This window comes from Mycobacterium sp. 1245801.1 (assembly GCF_001673055.1).
Lineage (GTDB): Bacteria > Actinomycetota > Actinomycetes > Mycobacteriales > Mycobacteriaceae > Mycobacterium > Mycobacterium europaeum_A.
On the sequence record NZ_LZKY01000294.1, the window covers coordinates 16,310 to 34,098 of the forward strand.

Consider the following 17,789-nt stretch of genomic DNA (forward strand, 5'->3'; position numbering starts at 1 on the left):
AACAGCAATGACGCAGAATGTTCCGGCGGGTCGCGGCGCGGTCGGGGGGCGACCGGCGCGCACCGGCCATGCGCGGCCGCCGGCCGGGCGCAACTACCTGCCACCCTTGCTCGGACTGGCCACCGTCCTCATCATCGGTCTGATCTTCGCCGTCGCGGTGGGTCTGTTTCAGGGCTCCTTCACCACCACCGTGCCGGTGACGGTCATCTCGCAACGAGCCGGCCTGGTCATGAACCCCGACGCCAAGGTCAAGATGCGCGGCGTGCAGGTGGGCAAGGTGTCCTCAATCCAGCCGCTGCCCAACGGTGAGGCCGCCATTCACTTGGCGATGGACCCGTCGCAGATGCACTTCATCCCCGGCAACGTGCTCGTCAATATCGCCTCGTCGACGGTATTCGGCGCGAAGTCCGTCGAGCTGGTCCCGCCCGACCAGCCCTCGGCCCAACGGCTACGCAGCGGCCAGACGCTGCGGGGCCAGCACGTCATGGTCGAAATCAACACCGTATTCCAGCAATTGGTGTCGGTGCTGAGCCACATCGACCCGCCCAAGCTCAACGAGTCGCTGGGTGCGCTGGCACAGGCGTTCAGCGGGCGGGGTCCACAGCTTGGCCAGTCGCTGAGCGACCTGGATTCGTTCCTGGCCAGGCTGGAGCCGAGCCTGCCCGCGTTCCGGCACGACCTCGCTGTCTTGCCGGCGGTGTCCAACGCCTATGCCGACGCGGCACCCGACCTCATTAAGACCGCCGCCAATGCGACCCGGATCAGCAAGACACTTGTCGATGAACAGCACAACCTGGATGCGTTGCTGATCAGCGCGATCGGCTTGGCCGACATCGGCAATGACGTGTTGTCGACGAACCGCCAACCGCTGACAAATGTCTTGCATCTGCTGGTGCCGACGACCGATCTGACCAATGAGTACGCTCCGGCGCTCAACTGCGCTTTCGCGGGGCTCGTACAGATATCGCATGGGGCGCCGTTGTCGGAACCCAGCATCAACATCTCGGCGAGCCTCACGTGGGGCGCCGAGCGTTACCGCTATCCGACGAACCTGCCCAAGGTTGCGGCGACGGGCGGCCCGCAGTGCGTCGGTCTGCCGAAGCTGCCGTTCAACACGGCCCCACCGCAGCTGATTGCCGATACCGGCGCGAATCCCGTGAACTACGGAAACCCGCAGCTGTTGATCAACTCCGATCTCCTCAAGCAGCTGTTGTACGGGCCGATCGCCGGACCGCCACGTAACTCCGCGCAGATCGGACAGCCCGGATGAGAACGCGCGCAACGCTGATCAAGTTCACGATCTTTGCGGTCGTGATGGCGATGCTTACCGCCTTCCTGTTCTTCATCTTCGGCCAGTACCGGACGGGTTCTGTGACCGAGTATTCGGCGGTGTTCACCGACGTCTCGCGTCTCAAGCCGGGCCAATCGGTGCGGGTCGCCGGGATCCGGGTGGGCACCGTCAACAGTGTGTCGCTGCAGCCGGACAAGAAGGTTGTGGTGAAGTTCGACGCCGACCGCAACGTCGTCCTCACCGAGGGCAGCAGGGCGGCGGTCCGCTACCTCAACCTGGTGGGCGATCGCTACCTCGAACTCGTCGACGGTCCCGGCTCGCCCAAGCGGCTGCCGGCAGGGGGTCAGATACCGGTCAGCCGCACCGCTCCGGCGCTCGACCTCGATCTGCTGCTCGGCGGGCTGAAACCCGTTACGCAGGGTCTGAATGCGCGCGATGTCAACGAGCTGACGTCAGGACTGTTGCAGGTCTTCCAGGGTCAGGGCGGAACACTCGAGTCGCTGTTCTCCAAAACGACCTCGTTTTCAAATGCCCTGGCCGACAACGACCAAACCGTGCAGCAACTGATCGACAACCTCAACATCGTGATCGGCACGGTTGCCAAGGACGGCAAGCAGTTCTCCGGCGCGATCGATCGCCTCGAGCAGCTTGTCAGCGGCCTGTCGGGTGACCGGGACACGATCGGGTCCGCCATTGACGCCCTGGACAAGGGAACGGCCTCGCTGGCGGATCTGCTGGCCGAGGCCCGCCCGCCGCTGTCGGGCACCATCGCCCAGTTGAACCGGCTGGCGCCGATCCTCGATGGCGACAGGGACCGCCTCGACGCCGCGATCGCGAAGGCACCGCAGAACTACCGCAAGCTCGTCCGGCTCGGCGTGAACGGCGCCACCATCCCGTACTACCTCTGCCAGTTCGGGCTCCGCGGCACGGATCTCTCTGGTAAGACCGTGCGCGCCAACATCTTCAGGTCAGATGCAGGAAGGTGCACGGAACCCTAATGCTCAAGTATCGCGGAGCTGGGCTCGTCAAGCCCGGACTCATCGGCGTCGTCCTGGCGGTGATGGTCATCCTGGTCGGACTGTCGCCCGACCGATTCATCCAATGGGCGACGATGGTGCGCTACCAGGCGCTGTTCACCGAAGCCGGCGGCCTGGCGGTAGGCAACCCCGTGATCGTGTCGGGCATGAAGGTCGGCTCCGTCTCGGATGTGAAGCTCAGCCATGGCGACGCTCTGGTGACGTTCGCGATGAAGGGCAACATCCTGCTCGGCTCCGAGACTTCCGCGCACATCCGCACCGGCACGCTGCTGGGCGAGCGAATGCTGACGGTGGAGTCCGCCGGCAGCGGCACGATGCACCCGATGACGCTGATCCCCGTCTCGCGCACGTCTTCTCCCTATTCGCTGAGCGAAGCGGTCAGTGACCTGACGTCGGACACGGCCGGCACCAACACCACCGCGCTGAATCAGTCGCTGGACACGCTGGCGGCGACGCTCGACCAGATCGCACCCCAGATGGGGCCGGCCTTCGACGCGCTCACCCGGCTATCGCGAACCCTCAACAGCCGCAACAAGAACCTGGGCGAGTTGTTCAAGAGCGCCGGCGACGTCACCGGGATACTTTCGGAACGCAGCATGCAGGTCAACAAGCTCATCCTCAACTCCGATTCCCTGCTCCAGGTGCTGGTCGCACGCCGGCAAGAGATCGTCGACCTGCTGGCCAACACCTCGGTGGTGGCCAAGCAGCTCACGGGGTTGGTGCACGACAACGAAGCCACACTCGCACCTACTCTGGAGCGGCTGAACCGGGTGACCGGCGTCCTGGAGAAGAACCGCGACAACATCGGCAAAGCGCTGCCGGGCCTCGCCAAATTCCAGATCACAGTCGGCGAGGCAATCTCCGGTATGTACGCCTACCAGGCGTTCGCCCCGAACTTCCTTGTTCCGCAACTCTTCCAGGAGTTGTTCGACTACCTCTGGGGATTCCGCACCTTCGATACCTCCAAGGGTCCCGGCTTCCCGTCACCGGTACCTCGGGCCCTAACCCCCTGGCCGTACAACCTCATTCCACAGTGCCCTGGCTGCACGTTGGGCGGACGGATCGGAGGATCACAGTGAGCTCCCGGATCTCCCGGATTCCGCGCAAGCGGCTGGCGGCCGTGACGGCGGCCGTCCTGGTCGGGCTGATCATTGCCGGCGCCGCCATGGTCGTCCGGAACACGTTCTTCGGGCCACGCACGATCACCGCGTATTTCACCACCGCCACCGCGATCTATCCCCATGACGAGGTGCGGGTGTCCGGTGTCAAGGTCGGCAACATCAAATCCATTCAGCCGCAGGGCACCCAGGCCAAGATGGTCCTCAAGGTCGACCGCGGCGTGCCCATTCCGGCGGACGCCAAGGCGGTGATCGTCGCGCCGAATCTGGTGGCCGCTCGCTACGTCCAGCTCTCGCCGGCCTATCGCGACAGTGGGCCGGTCATGCGCGACGGGGCGGTCATCCCCGTCGAACGGACCGCGGTGCCGGTCGAGTGGGATGAAGTCAAAACCCAGTTGATGCGCCTGGCAACGGATTTGGGACCCAAGAGCGGGGTCTCGGGCACATCGGTGGGCCGGTTCATCGACAGTGCCGCCGACGCGCTCGACGGCAACGGCGACAAGCTGCGGCAAACGCTCGCTCAACTGTCCGGGGTGGGCCGGATCCTCGCCAACGGCAGCGGCAACATCGTCGACATCATCAAGAACCTGCAGACCTTCGTCGGCGCGCTGCGCGACAGCAACGTGCAGATCGAGCAGTTCAACGGTCGCCTCGCAACGCTCACCAGCGTGGTCAACGACAGCAAATCCGATCTGGATGCGGCGCTGACCGATCTGTCGACGGCGGTCGGCGAGGTGCGGCGGTTCATCGCCGGGACGCGCAACCAGACCAGCGAGCAGATCGCCCGGTTGGCCGATGTCACGCAGAACCTGGTCGATCACCACATGGCCCTGGAAAACATTCTGCACGGCGCGCCGAACGCGTTCGGCAACTTCTTCAACGACTACAACGCGGACACCGGAACCATCGTCGGCGGGTTCGGGCTGATGAATATGTCGAATCCCACGTGGGGCGGTCAGGTTCTGCTGTCCACTCCGGGCTGCACGCAGATCGGTGCCATCGAGAACATCACCGCGGTCGAATCGGGCAAGCTGTGCTCCCTGTTCCTGGGGCCGGGGCTGCGGCAGACGAGCTGGAACAATTCGCCAATTCCGATCAACCCGTTCATATCCAAGTCGGTCGACCCGGCCAGGGTTCTCTACACCGAACCGCGCTTGGCGCCCGGCGGCGAGGGCCCGAAACCCGGACCGCCCGAGATCCCGCCTGAGGTGTCGGCCTATACCGGCCTGCCGGGTGATCCGGTGGGACCGCCGGGGGCGGTGCCGCCGGAGCGGATACCGGGCGCGGCAATGCCGCTGCCACCGCCGCCGTCGACACCGGTGCCGCCACCACCGGCGCCGTCCGTGTCGGGCATGCTGCTCCCAGACGAGGGGCCACAACAATGATCGCTCGAGTGGTCGCTCGGCGGGTGTTCACCGTCGGCTGTTGCGTGGCGTTGACGACGACGGGTTGCGCATTCCACGGCCTGAATTCGCTACCGCTGCCCGGTGCGGTCGGACGCGGTCCCGGAGCCAACATCTACCACGTCGAACTTCCGAATGTCGGGACGATGGAATCGAATTCGCCCGTGATGATCGATGACGTCGTCGTCGGCAGCGTCGGCACGATGCGGGTGCAAGGCTGGCACGCCGACGTCGAGATCTCGGTCAAGCGCGATGTCGTGGTCCCCGCCAACGTGGTAGCCACCGTCGGTCAGACCAGCCTGCTGGGCTCGATGCATGTGGAGCTCAACACACCGCTCGGTCAGCAGGGCAGCGGACGGCTGCAGCCCGGCGCCACCATCCCACTCAGCCGGTCATCGGCCTACCCGTCGACGGAGCAGACGCTGTCGTCGTTGGGCGCGGTCGTCAACGGCGGCGGATTGGGACAGATCGGCGAGGTCATCCACAATTTCTCTGCCGCCCTGTCCGGGCGCGAGGGCGCGGTGCGCGATCTGATCACCCGCCTGGACACGTTCGTGGGCACGCTGGACGACCAGCGCGACAACCTCGTCGCCTCCATCCAGGCGTTGAATCGGCTGGCCGCCACCTTCGCCGACCAACGCGACGTGGTCACCGACGCGCTGCGCAAGATACCGCCGGCGCTGGAGGTGTTGATCAAGGAGCGGCCGCGCCTGACGGCCGCCCTGGATCATCTTCGCGTGTTCAGCAACACCGCCACCCGGCTGATCAACGACTCCCAGGCCGACCTGGTCACGAACCTCAAAAACCTGGAGCCGACCATAAAGGCGCTCGCCGACGTCGGACCGGACTTCGGCGCGGCCATCGCGGCATCGTTCGTGTTCCCGTTCACCCAGAACTTCGTCGACCGCGCGGTCCGAGGTGACTTCTTCAACCTGCATTTCGATTTCGACCTCACGATCCCGCGGCTCAAGAAGGGATTGTTCCTGGGAACCCACTGGGGGCAGCTGGATATGCCCGTACCACCGGTGCCCGGGGACCCGTATCGCTTGAATTACACACTCGATCCGTTGCATAACCCGCTGAGGCCGCCGTGGATCGATCCCAACGCATTGCCGTTGCCGCCACCACCGCCGGGTGCGGTGCCCGGACCGTCGTCGGCTTACGGCCCGCTGCCCGGGCCGCCGCCGAACGCGGCCCCGCTGCCCGGGCCGCCGCCGAACGCGGCCCCGCTGCCCGGGCCGCCGCCGAACGCGGGCCCGCTGCCCGGGCCGCCACCGGGTGCGGCCCCGGTGCCCGACGCGGGTCTTGGTCAATCGCCGGTGCCCGCGGAGGCGCCCGGAACGGGAGCGGGTGGATAGATGCTGACGCGCTTCGTTCGGATCCAGCTGGCGGTGTTCGTGATCGCCGGAACCATCGGCGTGATCTCGATGGTCCTGTTCTACATCCAAGCGCCGACACTGCTGGGCATCGGCCGGATGACGGTGACGCTGGAGCTACCGGCCACCGGCGGCCTGTACCGGTTTTCCAATGTGACCTACCGCGGGGTTCAGCTCGGCAAGGTCACCTCGGTGGGTTTGACGCCGACCGGCGCGAAAGCGACGCTGTCGCTTAGCACTTCACCCAAGGTCCCGTCGGACCTGACCGCGCAGGTGCTCAGTGTCTCCGCCGTGGGTGAGCAGTACGTGGACCTACGGCCCAAGACGAATTCGCCGCCATATCTGCACGACGGGTCGGTTATCGCCGTGCGCGACACGACAATTCCGCAGCCGGTCGGCCCGATGCTCGAGCAGGTCAACGCGTTGGTCCAAAGCATCCCGAAGACCAAGCTCGGCCAATTGCTGGACGAGTCCTTCCAGGGCTTCAACGGTTCCGGTTACGACCTGGGGTCACTGATCGATTCCTCGAAGACGCTGTCCCGCGACGCCAACGGCGTCGTCGACCGCACCCGAGCCCTCACCGAGGACACCGGACCGCTGCTGGACACCCAGGCGCGAACCACCGATTCGATCCGAACGTGGGCGCACAGCTTCGCCGGCATCTCGGATACGTTGGTGAACAACGATTCTCACTTCCGCACCATCCTGGAGAAGGGCCCAGACGCCGCGAATGAAGCGTCGCGGCTTCTCGAACAGATCAAACCGACGCTGCCGGTGCTGCTTGCCAACCTGACCACCATCGGGCAGATCGGCGTCACCTATCACCCTTCCATCGAGCAGCTGCTGGTCCTGCTGCCGTCGGGCGTTGCCATCGAGCAGGCCGCTCAGGGTGAAAACCACCCGGACGGTAGGGCTTACGGCGACTTCGCGGCCACGGTCGACGACCCACCCATTTGTACGGTCGGCTTCATGCCACCCAACACCTGGCGGTCCCCGGACGACCTGACCGACATCGACACACCGGACGGGTTGTATTGCAAACTGCCGCAGGATTCACCGATCGCGGTGCGCGGTGCCCGCAACTATCCCTGCATGGGTCACCCGGGTAAGCGCGCCCCGACCGTAGAAATCTGCAACAGCGACAAGCCGTACATGCCGCTGGCGATGCGCCAGCACACCCTCGGTCCCTACCCGCTGGATCCCAACCTGATCGCCCAGGGTGTGCCACCCGATGACCGAATCACCACCAATGACAGGATCTTCGGACCGGTCGAGGGAACGCCGCTGCCGCCGGGGGCGGTGCCGCGCGGTGCCCCTGCGGGGCCGCGGGGAGAAAATCCGCCGCCGGGCACGGTGGGGGCCGCCGCCCCCCCGTTGCCGTCGTCGGGACCAGCGCTGGCGCCGATGTCGCGAATGTCGGCGGACCTTCCGCCCATTGCGCCACTCGACGTCCCTGCGGCGGGAGAACTTCCCCCGCCGCCGGCCGCGCCGCCGGCACTGCCGTTAGCCCCGCTCGTTGCTCCCGGTCCCGCGCCGGCCGACTCTGCACCGGCCGATCCCGTACCGGCCGACACGGCTGGCGGCGGCGGACCCCAGGCCGCGCCAAGCTCGTTCGGAGCCAACGGATCTAAGCCCGCGCCCTCGGTCGTGGTGGCAAAGTACGATCCGCACACCGGTCGCTATGTCGGTCCGGACGGGAAGTTGTATCAGCAGTCGGATCTCGTCGCTCCGAAAGCGCCCAAGACGTGGAAGGACATGCTGCCCACCTGAATTCGCCAGCCGAAGCGGCCCAGGGGGCGTGGCGACGAAGCTACGCCCGGCCGGTCAGGAGAGCTGGTCTAACCGCAACGGCATCGTGATATCGAGCCAATTGTTTTGTCCGCACGCACCGCTCGGACCGACCGTCTTGTCCTTGCCCGAGAGGACCCGTGATCCGATTTGAAAGCCGCCGTTGTCGTTCACCGGGAAGAAGAAGTATTGCTGCTGCCCGGGGAACGCCGTACCGTCCTCGCACCGCTCCCAGTTCGGAACTTCGCGCCTCACCTTCCACATCTCCCCATCTTTCATATATAGGGGCGCGGTCCATCCCTGGTCGCTCGTCACCGTGCCATGGCATTCCAAGGTCGAGTCACACGTCGAGCTGATGGTCCATACCTGGTAGACCGTCGGTTCGCCGAAGTACTGGTCATTTCGCTGGGCCCAATCGCCGATGGACGTGGCGCGGTAGGTTCCGTTGAGGGCCACGTCTTCCTTGGTTATCGCCTGGGCAGTGGGCGCAGCGCTCAAACCGCCGAATGCGGTGGCAGCAACCAGCGTTGCGGTGGTGAGTGTTTTGACTGAACGCATCAGGTGCTCCTCGAAGCGCGTAATCCGAGAGTGCCTATAGGCGCCTTTTCGCCGTCGGTTGCGGCGTTCTCGACCGATGACGTTACACCGCTTCGGCCTGCCAGGTAACGGTTGGGACAAGATCTACCCCGCTTATCCGGACGGGTCGAATTTTGCAATCAGCCAGGACCCATTGACTTTTTTCAGCGTGACAAGGACGCTGCTCTGCGTTTTCTCGGGATCCTTCTTGTGCACGCTCGCCGTCGTCTGGTCGACGAAAATCAGCACGACTGCCGAATCGGGATGCAATTCCGAGACCGCGGCCCGAATCACCTTGGCGGACGCCGTCAATTGTCCCTTCTCCGCCACCGGCGCGACGACCTCGTCGGCGAATTTGCTGTAATAGGCCAGAAAGTCGCCGGTGAGATGTGATTTCGCGTTGTCGAAATCGCGGTTCAAATGGTCGTAGGAATACGACAGCGCCGCCACCGCACCGTCTGACGCCGCCCGGATTGCCCGGCCCGCCGCCGCGTCATTGACCTGCTGGTCCGGCCGGTACACGAAGAAGTACACGCCTGCGGCGACTCCCACGGCGGCAACCACCAACGCCGTCGCGACGATCGCACGCCACCGTGCCAAATACGGGCGGGCTCGGCGCCGAATCACCGCCAGCCGGCCCGCGCGTGCCGGGTCCTCGCCAGCGGGCGGCCCGTCGTTCTCCTCGGCGGATGAAGTCTGGACTCCGTCAATCTTTTCGGTGTCGTCCGGCGACGAGCCATGCTCGACAGTCATCGCAGGAATTCGATTTTCGACATTTTGAGCTGGCCGCCGTCGCGGTCCATGTTGACGCTGAGCCGAAACAAGGCCGGCGGCGGTTTGGCGTTATCCGGCCCAGTGGGAGTGGTCTTCGCCGCCACCAGCACGACTCCCGAATTGTCGCTCAACGATTGGACGGCGACCGCTTCGACGGTGACCGTGCTGCCGACCTTCGTCTCCTCGGCCTTATTGACGATCAGGGTCGACAGCACAGCCAGCTGGTTCTTCTGGTCGCCGGTGGAGGCATCGATCGCGCGCTGGACATCCTCCTTGGCATGAGCGGGGTCGATTGACATGAAAGCCGTGATCCCTTGCCGGGCGGCCGCACTGAACTCCGCGGCGAGTTGGCGATTATGCACGCCGATGTGGTGCTGCCACAGCATGTAACCGGTCGCGGCGACAGAGGCCGAGAAGAGCACGGAGCCGACGCCGACCGCTACCGTTTTCCGCTTGGGACGCCGCAGCCACCGTGGGCGTCCCGGACGCCGCAGGCGTAGCCGCTTGCGGGTCTTCGCGGGGCGCTGCTCGGCGTCTTGGGAGGCATCGTCCTCGTCGTCCACGCTCCCGGTTTCGGCGGCCCGGCGCAGTTGCGACAGGCGTGCCCGCGCCGCCTCGGCCCGCGCTTCGGCCCGGGCAACTTCGTCTGGCGCCGCGTCCTCACGTGGGTCGGCGTCAGGCCCCTCCGGATCGTGCACGGAGAAGCAGCTTATCACCGCCGCCCGGGCTCAATGCCGTCGTCGGTCGGCCGCCCACCCGAGGCCTTACATGCGGAAATGCCGGCTCGCCGGGGAGCGGCCACCGCGGTGTTTCGGCATGGCGCGTCGCCGAACACCGTTCGGCCCAGGTGATCTTCTCCAACCAGGAGAATTTTCTTTTCAGGTGTGGCAGAGTAATCGGGTGCGATCAATCGTGGCTATGGTTGCCGCGTTGCTCGGCGCCGGGGTGGTGGCGGCGCCGCCAGCCTCGGCCGGGCCGACCGTCTGCGACTACCCAGCCTGCACCCCGGGCATCATGCCCCATCAGGTTCTCGGCGCACCGTGTGACAACACCACCTACTACGCCTTCGGTGTCGCCGACGGATACGTCTCCTTCGCCTCGGAGCCGGGCCGGCTGATGTTCTGCGGCTCGCCGAGGCGATACCAGCCGCGATGGTTCCGCTCACCGCCGATGGCGGGTGTCAAGGACGAAAACTCCGACTGCACGAACTATCTGAACTACGTCGCGCAGGCGCCCGATGGTCTGTTCCTGATCTGTATCGCGCACGACGGCATCTCGAGCTGGGTCCGCGCCGACACGTAGCCGCGGCGCGGTCAGTCGCGGGATGGTCGAGGCAGACCGAGCAGGCGCCGGCTCAAATCGGTAACCCGTTCGAGCAAGGTCTCGTCGTCGATGTCGGCCACCAACGGATGCATGACCGCGGTGCTCAGCGCGCCGGAGAACATGGCGGCCTCGATCCGCCCGTCCAGGCCCGCATCGCTCAGCAGCACCCGATACAGACGGTCCATGAAATGTTGAAACGGCTTGTGCTCGGCCAGCAGCCGGACGACGACGGGATCGAATTGCAGCGTGCGCACCAGCCGGCGGTCCCGAACGGCCATCTCGATCACGCCCACCAGCAACGCATCTCGAGCCTGGGGCCCGTCGTCGTACGCTTCGGCCGCCTCCAGCGCGGGCTCGAGCCGGCCGAGTTCGCGCTCGGTCACGGCGATCACGATCTGCTCTTTGGTCCGGAATTGATGGTAGACAGCAGCTTTCGTGATACCGACGGCGTCGGCGATCATCTGCAGTGACGTACCGCTCACGCCGTGGTTGGCGATCAGATCCAGCGCGGCATCGAGTACCCGTGTCCGGGCAGGACTGTGCTCGATGAGCCAGAATTGCTCACCGGTGTCCGGCTGCCGCGCTGTTCCCACGCACCGAGACTAGACGACGCTATTGACCCTGGCTAGCCGATCGGCTAGCTTCGCTCACTAGCCGGGTTTCGGCGGCGATTTCGTGCGGGGAAGGAGTGCCGATGTCCGACGTCGGCGGAAACGACGGGGACGGTACCCAATCGGTGCGAACCGCCGCGCGGCGGACCGATGGCGAGCTGATTCTGCTCTGGACATTGCCCGCGGCGCTGATCCTGTGGATCGCGTCCTTCTTCCTGTTTCCAGGGTTCAACCCGCCGATGTCACCCACCATGTCGGCCGAACAGGTGGCCGCGTTCTACCGCGATCCGGCGCATATTCCCCAGATCCGTTCCAGCATGATCCTGTTCAATTGGTTCGGCGTGTGCCTCGTGCCGATCCTGGCCCTGATCGTGCTGCAGATTCGCCGCATGGCGCATCGGACGCCGATCTTTTCCTACGCGATGCTCGGGTGCGCGGCCGGTGGTCCGACGTTGTTTCTCGTTGCCAACGTCTGCTGGCTGCTGGCCGCCTTTCGACCGGAGCGCAGCCCCGAGTTGACCCAGCTGCTCAACGATCTCGGCTGGATCACCTTCACCATTCTGGTCCCGTTCTTCATCGGGCAGTGCGTAATCCTGGCCCTGGCAATCTATTTCGATGACAAGTCGCGCCCGGTGTTCAACCGCTGGGTGGCCCACTTCAACCTGCTGGTGGCGGCCGCGCTGGCGCCGGCGTCCTTCGTCGGCGTGGCGTTGACCGGCCCGCTGGCGTGGGACGGCTTGCTCTCGTTCTGGGTGAAAAACGCCGCCATTGCCCTGTGGATCATCGTGATGGGCGTTGTCCTGGGTCGAGCCGTTTATCGCGAGCGGGCCGAAAGCCGTGATTGCTCAACGGAATTGGCTACCGCATGAGCGCGGTGATCACACCGCCGCCGTCCCCGGCCACGCCGCCCGCGGGCCCGCTGCATCACCGGATCGGCTGGCACCTGCGCCGCGACCCCAAGCGAGAGCTGTGGCTGGCGTGGGGGGTGCTCATGGTGTTCTACGGCCTCTTCTTCCCCATGTTCTTCATCGTGGCGCAGGTCCAGCCGCCGCCGGAACCCACCTGGGATCTCGCGACACAGGTCCACTGGTTCGCCGAACGTCGCCTCGGCATACCCGTCGGCTTCGGCGTCATCTTCGCCATCAGCGGCATGATCGCGGTCAACAACGCCCTCATCGCCTATTCGATGCGGCGCATGTCGGTCAGCCGGGCGTTCGCTTACTCGTATCTGCTCATCTACTCGCTCAGCGCGGTACCCGGCATGCTGCTGCTCAACATCGCGCTGATCGTCGGCACGCTGCGACCGGACCGCGATCCCCGGGTGATCGGCTGGTTGTATGACTTCGCGTTCCTGTCTTTTGACGGAACGATGGGGGTGTTTCTGATCGGCTCGCTCATCTGGATGGTGGCGATCCTGCTCGACAAGAATCGGGTATTTCCCAAGTGGTTCGGCTATCTCAACCTGTGCAACGCGCTGACCGAGGTGGTCGTGGCGCCGTGCTGGATCTTCCGGCGCGGCGTGTTCGCGTGGGATGGCGAGATCGCGTGGTGGCTCGATATGGTGGTGTTCGGCATCTACCAGGTCACGTTCATCGTCATGCTGTTCCAGATGATCCGCCGCGAAGACTTCGGGACCGGCGTGCTGCCGGACCTGCCGGCCAAGGGTCCGGTGGCGCAGTGACCGGCCTGGCCGGCAAGCCGGCGCGCGCGAGGGCTGTGCCGGGCCAGCCCGACATGTGGGCGTTCGTCCTGTTCGAAACCCTGGTGTTCACCGCGTATTTCGGCTTCTACCTGTTCTCCCGCGGCCGCAACCCCGACCTGTTCCTGCATTCACAGGCTCAGCTCGACCTGCGCGTCGGGGTCTTGAACACATTGGTGTTGTTGCTCAGCTCATGGTCGGTGGCGCGGTGTGTGCAGTCGGCGCGCGCCGGCGCCTACCGGCCGGCGCTCCGGGATGTCTTCATCACGGCCGCATTCGGCGCAGTCTTCCTGTCGTTCAAGGTGCTCGAGTGGGCGCGACTGGTCCACGCCGGAAACGGCATCGACAGCAACGACTTCTTCATGTTCTATTTCTTCCTCACCGGCATCCACTTCGTGCACCTGCTGATCGGCTTCGTCGTGCTCGGCGTCATCGTCTACCAACTTCTGAGCCCGGCGCGGCGGGACCAAAACGTTGTCGAAACCTGCGCAACCTATTGGCACACCATCGATTTCCTGTGGGTGCTGATCTTTGCGCTGCTCTACGTGGTGAGGTGAGCCAGTGAAACTCAACAAGAGGCTGTTGTTGGTCTGGGTGATCCTGGCCGCGTTGACGCTGGCCTATCTGGGGATCGACCACTCCGCCGGCGGATTGCTGAAGTCCAGCGCCGTGGTCACGTCGAGCGTCATCGTCATCGCACTGGTCAAGGTGCGCATCATCTTTCGCGAGTTCATGGAGGTGCGAGACGCCCCGGTCCTGCTGTGCCGACTCACCGACGCGTGGGTGGTGCTGATCGCGGTGGTCTTGCTCGGCAGTTACTTCGTCGGACTGCAGGTCCGGTAGCGCTCGCGAGCGTCGAACCCCTAGGCGACCGGCGCGACCGCGTCGGCGGTGGTGAACGTCAGGTGCAGTTCGCTGAGGCCCCGCAGGATGTACGTCGGCTCGTAGCTGTAGCGGCGCTCGGTGGCCGGCCCGTGATGGGCTTCGTTGATTTCGATGTGCGGCATGCGGTCCAGGATCCGCTCGATCGAGACACGGCCCTCGACGCGGGCGAGCGGACCGCCGGGACACGAGTGCACACCGCGGGCGAACGCCATGTGTTCGCGAACGTTCTTGCGGCGCAGGTCGAATTCGTGCGGGTTGTCGAATCGGCGCGGGTCGCGGTTGGCGGCGCCCGGCAGGATCATGACCACGGTGCCGGCGGGGATGTCGACACCGCCGATGCTGGTGGCCTTGCGGGCCAGGCGTGAGTCGCTCTTCACCGGGCTGTCCATGCGCAGCGACTCCTCGATGAACCCGGGAATCAGGCTGCGGTCATCCCGCAACTGTTGCTGGATGTCGGGCCGGTCACCGAGCACCTGCAGGGCGGCGCTGAGCAGCTTGGCCGTGGTTTCCTGCCCCGCGGCGAAGAGGAAGGTCGCCGAGCGGACCACCTCTATCACCGGGGGCGTCGACCCGTCCGGGTACTTCGCTTCGGCCAGGAAGGTCAGCACGTCGCCGCGCGGCTCACGGCGCCGATCCTCGATGTAGTGACAGAACTTGTCGTCGAGCCACTCGAGGGGGTTGATGCCCACCGATTCGTGGTCCAGCGCGCCCACCCGCGCGCCCGGCCGGTCGGCGCCCAGGACGGTGCGGAACTCCTTGTGGTCTTCCTCCGGCACCCCGAGCAGGTCGGCGATCACCAAAGTGGCGAACGGCTTGGAGTATTCGGCGATGAACTCGCACTCACCGATGCCGAGGAACTCGTCGAGCTGACGGTCGGCGAGGCGCCACATGAACTCCTCGTTCTGCTTGAGCCGGCTCGGGGTCAGCAGCTTGGCGAGCACCGACCGGGCCTTGGTGTGATCCGGCGGGTCCATCGTGACCATGTGCTCGTTCATCGGGAAGGAGCTGCGGTGCGCATCGATCTGGGCGCTGATGTCGTCGCCTTCGGGCGTGAAGGGCAGCGGCGGGAACGGCCCCCCGAGCGCGACGATGTTGGAGAAGGTGTCGGGGTCCTTATAGATCTCGCAGGCCTCGTCATAGCCGGTGACGGCGACGACGCCGTAGTGCGGCAGCCGCAGCACGGGGTTTTGGCTCCGCAGGTAGTCGAAGTACGGATGCGGATCCGGGACCAAAGTCGGATCGGTGAAGAAGTCAATCGTCTCGAAGTTGCTCATCTTCAGTGCGTCCCCCTGGGCTGGGTTAACCGGTGGTGTACCGGGGCAAGCGGTATCGCCGCGTGATTACGAGATCGAAAATATGCTGAGCACCTGCTTAGCATGGCGGTAATGTCAGGGTCAAGATCGCAACGCCGCGCCACGATACGATCCGTGTGGTCGGCACGGGATGGCACACAGTACGGAGCAGGGACATGACATCGGCCCGCAGGATCGGGGCGCCGGACGCGAAAAACCGTGGTCTGTTGCTCGATGCTGCCGAGCAGCTGATGCTCGAAGAGGGGTATGCCGCGGTGACGTCGCGCCGGCTGGCGGGCCGGGCGGGATTGAAACCCCAGCTGGTGCACTACTACTTCCGCACCATGGAAGAGCTGTTCCTCGAGGTGTTCCGCCGCCGGGCCGAAGAGGCCCTCGAGGCGCACGCGCAAATGCTGAAGTTGCCACAGCCGCTGTGGGCGCTGTGGCGATTCGGCACCGACCCCGCCTTCACCCGGATTTCCATGGAATTCATGGCGCTGGCCAACCACCGCAAGGACATGCGGGCCGAAATCGCTTATTACGCAGAGCGTTTCCGCGAAGAACAGCGCCAAGCGGTGGCGACGGCGCTGGAGCGCTACGGCTCCAGGATTCAAGACGAGGGCCAGGACATCGACATCCCCCCGGTGGTGTGGACGGTGCTGATGAGCAGCCTCTCGCGCTTTCTGGTGCTCGAGCAGGCGATCGGCATGTCCGCCGGCCATGCCGAGACGGTGGAGCTGGTCGAAAACTACCTGCGCCGCCTGGAAGGCGAACCGCAACCGATCGAGGGTGTGCCGGAGACCTGGCTGGTTCACCAGTTACGCAGCGAGCAGAGCACGCCTTTGGGGCCGTCCTTGGATACGACGACGGCGCCGTCTACCGCCAGCTCACAGTGAAGCCCCGGCGTGCCGGGCTCCGTGCCCGTGCTCGCCACGACCATGGCGTAATGATCGGGGTCCGACATGTCCAGATCGAAGCCCCACGGTTTGCCCGGGGCGAGGTCGACGTCGACGTGTGGCGTGAACGAATAGGGGTTGTGGCTGTAATCGGAAAACTTGGCCGGCTGATGGTCCAGGTAATAGATGCTGGTGTAAATCGGATTCTGCGCGGTGACGGTGTACCTGACGTGATGCATGACGGGGTCATCGGCGTGTGCCCGCCCGCTTCCCGCCAGCACTCCCGCCGCGGCCAACAGACAGGCCAACGAGATGGCGGGGCCGACGCCCAGCACCGTCTTCAAGTTGATGGTCATGACGCTCCTCCGGCTGCCGGGCGCGGTTTGGTGTTGCGGTTCATGACCCGTTCTGCGGCCTGCCAGTGTGGGTCGGCAACCCATAGTCGCGCAAAGGATGCTATCGCCTCATCAGGAGAAACTCCGCGGATTACGCGCTTTATCTCCGTCGCCGGGCGGCGGGCCAGCGACCTCGCGACCGCTCGCCATCCTTCGTCGGGTGAGTCGAAGACGGCGCGGGGCAGCACCTGGTCCACCAGGCCGATCCGCTCGGCCTCGGCGGCGCCGAGGGCGGTTCCCGAACCGGCCAACAGCAGCGCCTTGCTCTTTCCGACCAGCGCGGCCAGCCGCTCGGCTCCGCCCCAGGCCGGCATGATCTCCAGCTGCACCTGGTTGAAGGCGATCTTGATGTCGTCGGCGGCCACCCGGATGTCGGCGGCGACCGCGACTTCGGCGCCGCCCCCGAACGCGTGACCGTTGAGCGCGGCGATGACGGGGGCGGGGAAGTCCGCCAGCTGGTCGCAGATGGACCGCATCCGCCGGGCCATCGCCGCGGCGTCCTCCTCGGTCCGCAGCGCGCTCAGTTCCTTGAGGTCACCGCCGGAGACGAAGGCCTTGTCCCCGGCGCCCTTGATCACCAGCGCCTGCGCATCCGCCGCCGCGTCGAGCGCCTTCTCCAGCTGGTCCATGGTGTCCAGGCCAATGGCGTTGCGCGCGTGCGGGCGGTCGATGGTGACCACGGCCAACCCGTCGTCGATCTCCAGGTCCACCATGTTCTTGTTATCGCTCCTCGGCAAGAACCCGATATTGGCATTCTCTTTTGGCGAGAATAACATCATCGCTGCAGCCCAAGAACTTTCGCCGGCGAGAATTGAGGTGACTCGGTGCGGAGTCCCATCGCGGCCGCCACTGCGGTCCTGACCATTACCTTGGTCGCGGCGTGCACGTCGCGACCGCCGACCCAACTCGCCGGCACGGCATCCGTCACCGTCAACGGCAACGACCGGAATTTTCATATCGTCAAGTGCGGGCAACGCGAATGGACCCGGACCATCGACATCGGTAGCGATTTTGCCGGCGCCAAGCTCATCGTCGACGAGAGCGCGCAACCGGCGACGGTCGAGTCGGTGCACATCCAGAATGTGGGCGGCTTCACCGGGATGTACTCCCGGGGCGGCGACGGGACCGGCGACATGAGCATGACGGGCGACAAATTCACCGTCAGCGGCACCGCCAACGGCTACAAGACCGACAAGCCCGGGGAACCGGCCACCGCCACCTACAAGATCTACGTGTCGTGCTGACCTCGTCGAACAGCGGTTCGGCGGGGGCACGTTGCGGTTAGGCGCCTGTAGAGAATAGTATTCTCACAAATCAAGAAGGAG

At 65.4% G+C, this 17,789-nt stretch carries 20 protein-coding genes; 13 read left to right on the top strand and 7 right to left on the bottom strand.

From position 1 onward, the window contains the following. The first annotated feature begins 7 nt into the window (after window positions 1–7). The 6 genes from A5622_RS18760 to A5622_RS18785 are packed head-to-tail and all read left to right on the top strand — an operon-like array spanning window position 8 to window position 7,995. Window positions 8–1,270: an MCE family protein gene (locus A5622_RS18760; RefSeq protein WP_066880503.1), complete on the top strand. Its 1,263-nt coding sequence runs from the start codon at window positions 8–10 to the stop codon at window positions 1,268–1,270. After that, window positions 1,267–2,289: an MCE family protein gene (locus tag A5622_RS18765; protein ID WP_066864316.1), complete on the top strand. Its 1,023-nt coding sequence runs from the start codon at window positions 1,267–1,269 to the stop codon at window positions 2,287–2,289. The genes A5622_RS18760 and A5622_RS18765 overlap by 4 nt, the downstream gene beginning before the upstream one ends. Further along, a complete protein-coding gene (locus A5622_RS18770) occupies window positions 2,289–3,407 on the top strand; it encodes an MCE family protein (protein WP_066864312.1) in 1,119 nt (372 codons plus the stop codon). Before A5622_RS18765 ends, A5622_RS18770 begins: the two co-directional genes overlap by 1 nt. Next, the gene (locus tag A5622_RS18775) at window positions 3,404–4,831 is read left to right on the top strand and encodes an MCE family protein (RefSeq protein WP_066880504.1); all 1,428 of its coding nucleotides are present in this window, start codon (window positions 3,404–3,406) and stop codon (window positions 4,829–4,831) included. The genes A5622_RS18770 and A5622_RS18775 overlap by 4 nt, the downstream gene beginning before the upstream one ends. Continuing rightward, window positions 4,828–6,207, top strand: coding sequence for an MCE family protein (locus A5622_RS18780; RefSeq protein WP_066880506.1), 1,380 nt, complete (start codon window positions 4,828–4,830; stop codon window positions 6,205–6,207). The genes A5622_RS18775 and A5622_RS18780 overlap by 4 nt, the downstream gene beginning before the upstream one ends. Next, entirely contained in the window at window positions 6,208–7,995 is a 1,788-nt protein-coding gene (locus A5622_RS18785) for an MCE family protein (RefSeq protein WP_066880508.1), read from the top strand. A 54-nt stretch (window positions 7,996–8,049) separates the two neighbouring features. On the opposite strand, the gene A5622_RS18790 is transcribed toward A5622_RS18785, so the two are convergent. From A5622_RS18790 to A5622_RS18800, 3 genes are all read right to left on the bottom strand, one after another. Further along, the gene (locus A5622_RS18790) at window positions 8,050–8,571 is read right to left on the bottom strand and encodes a hypothetical protein (RefSeq protein WP_066864299.1); all 522 of its coding nucleotides are present in this window, start codon (window positions 8,569–8,571) and stop codon (window positions 8,050–8,052) included. A 132-nt stretch (window positions 8,572–8,703) separates the two neighbouring features. Continuing rightward, complete coding sequence (locus A5622_RS18795) at window positions 8,704–9,342, bottom strand: hypothetical protein (protein WP_066880510.1); 639 nt, start codon at window positions 9,340–9,342, stop codon at window positions 8,704–8,706. Further along, the gene (locus tag A5622_RS18800) at window positions 9,339–10,061 is read right to left on the bottom strand and encodes a hypothetical protein (RefSeq protein WP_066864293.1); all 723 of its coding nucleotides are present in this window, start codon (window positions 10,059–10,061) and stop codon (window positions 9,339–9,341) included. Before A5622_RS18800 ends, A5622_RS18795 begins: the two co-directional genes overlap by 4 nt. 220 nt (window positions 10,062–10,281) lie before the next feature. Here A5622_RS18800 and A5622_RS18805 point away from each other — a divergent pair, with 220 nt between their 5' ends. Next, window positions 10,282–10,665 carry a hypothetical protein gene (locus A5622_RS18805; protein ID WP_197497979.1) on the top strand — a complete coding sequence of 128 codons (384 nt, stop codon included), beginning with the start codon at window positions 10,282–10,284 and terminating at the stop codon, window positions 10,663–10,665. Between the two features lie 11 nt (window positions 10,666–10,676). On the opposite strand, the gene A5622_RS18810 is transcribed toward A5622_RS18805, so the two are convergent. Further along, window positions 10,677–11,279, bottom strand: coding sequence for a TetR/AcrR family transcriptional regulator (locus A5622_RS18810; protein ID WP_066864287.1), 603 nt, complete (start codon window positions 11,277–11,279; stop codon window positions 10,677–10,679). A 101-nt stretch (window positions 11,280–11,380) separates the two neighbouring features. On the opposite strand from A5622_RS18810, the gene A5622_RS18815 reads away from it, so the two are divergent. From A5622_RS18815 to A5622_RS18830, 4 genes are read left to right on the top strand one after another with little or no spacing between them, the layout of a single operon-like run. Beyond that, complete coding sequence (locus tag A5622_RS18815) at window positions 11,381–12,166, top strand: hypothetical protein (protein ID WP_066880511.1); 786 nt, start codon at window positions 11,381–11,383, stop codon at window positions 12,164–12,166. Continuing rightward, window positions 12,163–12,978 carry a hypothetical protein gene (locus A5622_RS18820; RefSeq protein WP_066880513.1) on the top strand — a complete coding sequence of 272 codons (816 nt, stop codon included), beginning with the start codon at window positions 12,163–12,165 and terminating at the stop codon, window positions 12,976–12,978. The genes A5622_RS18815 and A5622_RS18820 overlap by 4 nt, the downstream gene beginning before the upstream one ends. Next, window positions 12,975–13,553: a cytochrome c oxidase subunit 3 family protein gene (locus A5622_RS18825; protein ID WP_066880515.1), complete on the top strand. Its 579-nt coding sequence runs from the start codon at window positions 12,975–12,977 to the stop codon at window positions 13,551–13,553. The genes A5622_RS18820 and A5622_RS18825 overlap by 4 nt, the downstream gene beginning before the upstream one ends. 4 nt (window positions 13,554–13,557) lie before the next feature. Further along, window positions 13,558–13,839, top strand: coding sequence for a cytochrome C oxidase subunit IV family protein (locus A5622_RS18830; RefSeq protein WP_066864277.1), 282 nt, complete (start codon window positions 13,558–13,560; stop codon window positions 13,837–13,839). 20 nt (window positions 13,840–13,859) lie between these two features. On the opposite strand, the gene A5622_RS18835 is transcribed toward A5622_RS18830, so the two are convergent. Then, on the bottom strand, window positions 13,860–15,155 hold the full coding sequence (locus A5622_RS18835) for a cytochrome P450 (protein WP_066864275.1): 1,296 nt from the start codon (window positions 15,153–15,155) through the stop codon (window positions 13,860–13,862). Window positions 15,156–15,349: 194 nt separating this feature from the next. On the opposite strand from A5622_RS18835, the gene A5622_RS18840 reads away from it, so the two are divergent. Further along, entirely contained in the window at window positions 15,350–16,069 is a 720-nt protein-coding gene (locus tag A5622_RS18840; RefSeq protein WP_066864271.1) for a TetR/AcrR family transcriptional regulator, read from the top strand. Here A5622_RS18840 and A5622_RS18845 read toward each other — a convergent pair. Together A5622_RS18845 and A5622_RS18850 are read right to left on the bottom strand one after the other, a co-directional pair. Beyond that, complete coding sequence (locus A5622_RS18845) at window positions 15,985–16,350, bottom strand: hypothetical protein (protein WP_066880532.1); 366 nt, start codon at window positions 16,348–16,350, stop codon at window positions 15,985–15,987. The genes A5622_RS18840 and A5622_RS18845 overlap by 85 nt on opposite strands. A 71-nt stretch (window positions 16,351–16,421) precedes the next feature. Further along, window positions 16,422–17,177: an enoyl-CoA hydratase/isomerase family protein gene (locus tag A5622_RS18850; protein ID WP_066880517.1), complete on the bottom strand. Its 756-nt coding sequence runs from the start codon at window positions 17,175–17,177 to the stop codon at window positions 16,422–16,424. A gap of 111 nt (window positions 17,178–17,288) precedes the next feature. Here A5622_RS18850 and A5622_RS18855 point away from each other — a divergent pair, with 111 nt between their 5' ends. Continuing rightward, the gene (locus tag A5622_RS18855; protein WP_066864263.1) at window positions 17,289–17,708 is read left to right on the top strand and encodes a lipoprotein LpqH; all 420 of its coding nucleotides are present in this window, start codon (window positions 17,289–17,291) and stop codon (window positions 17,706–17,708) included. Window positions 17,709–17,789 lie beyond the last annotated feature (81 nt).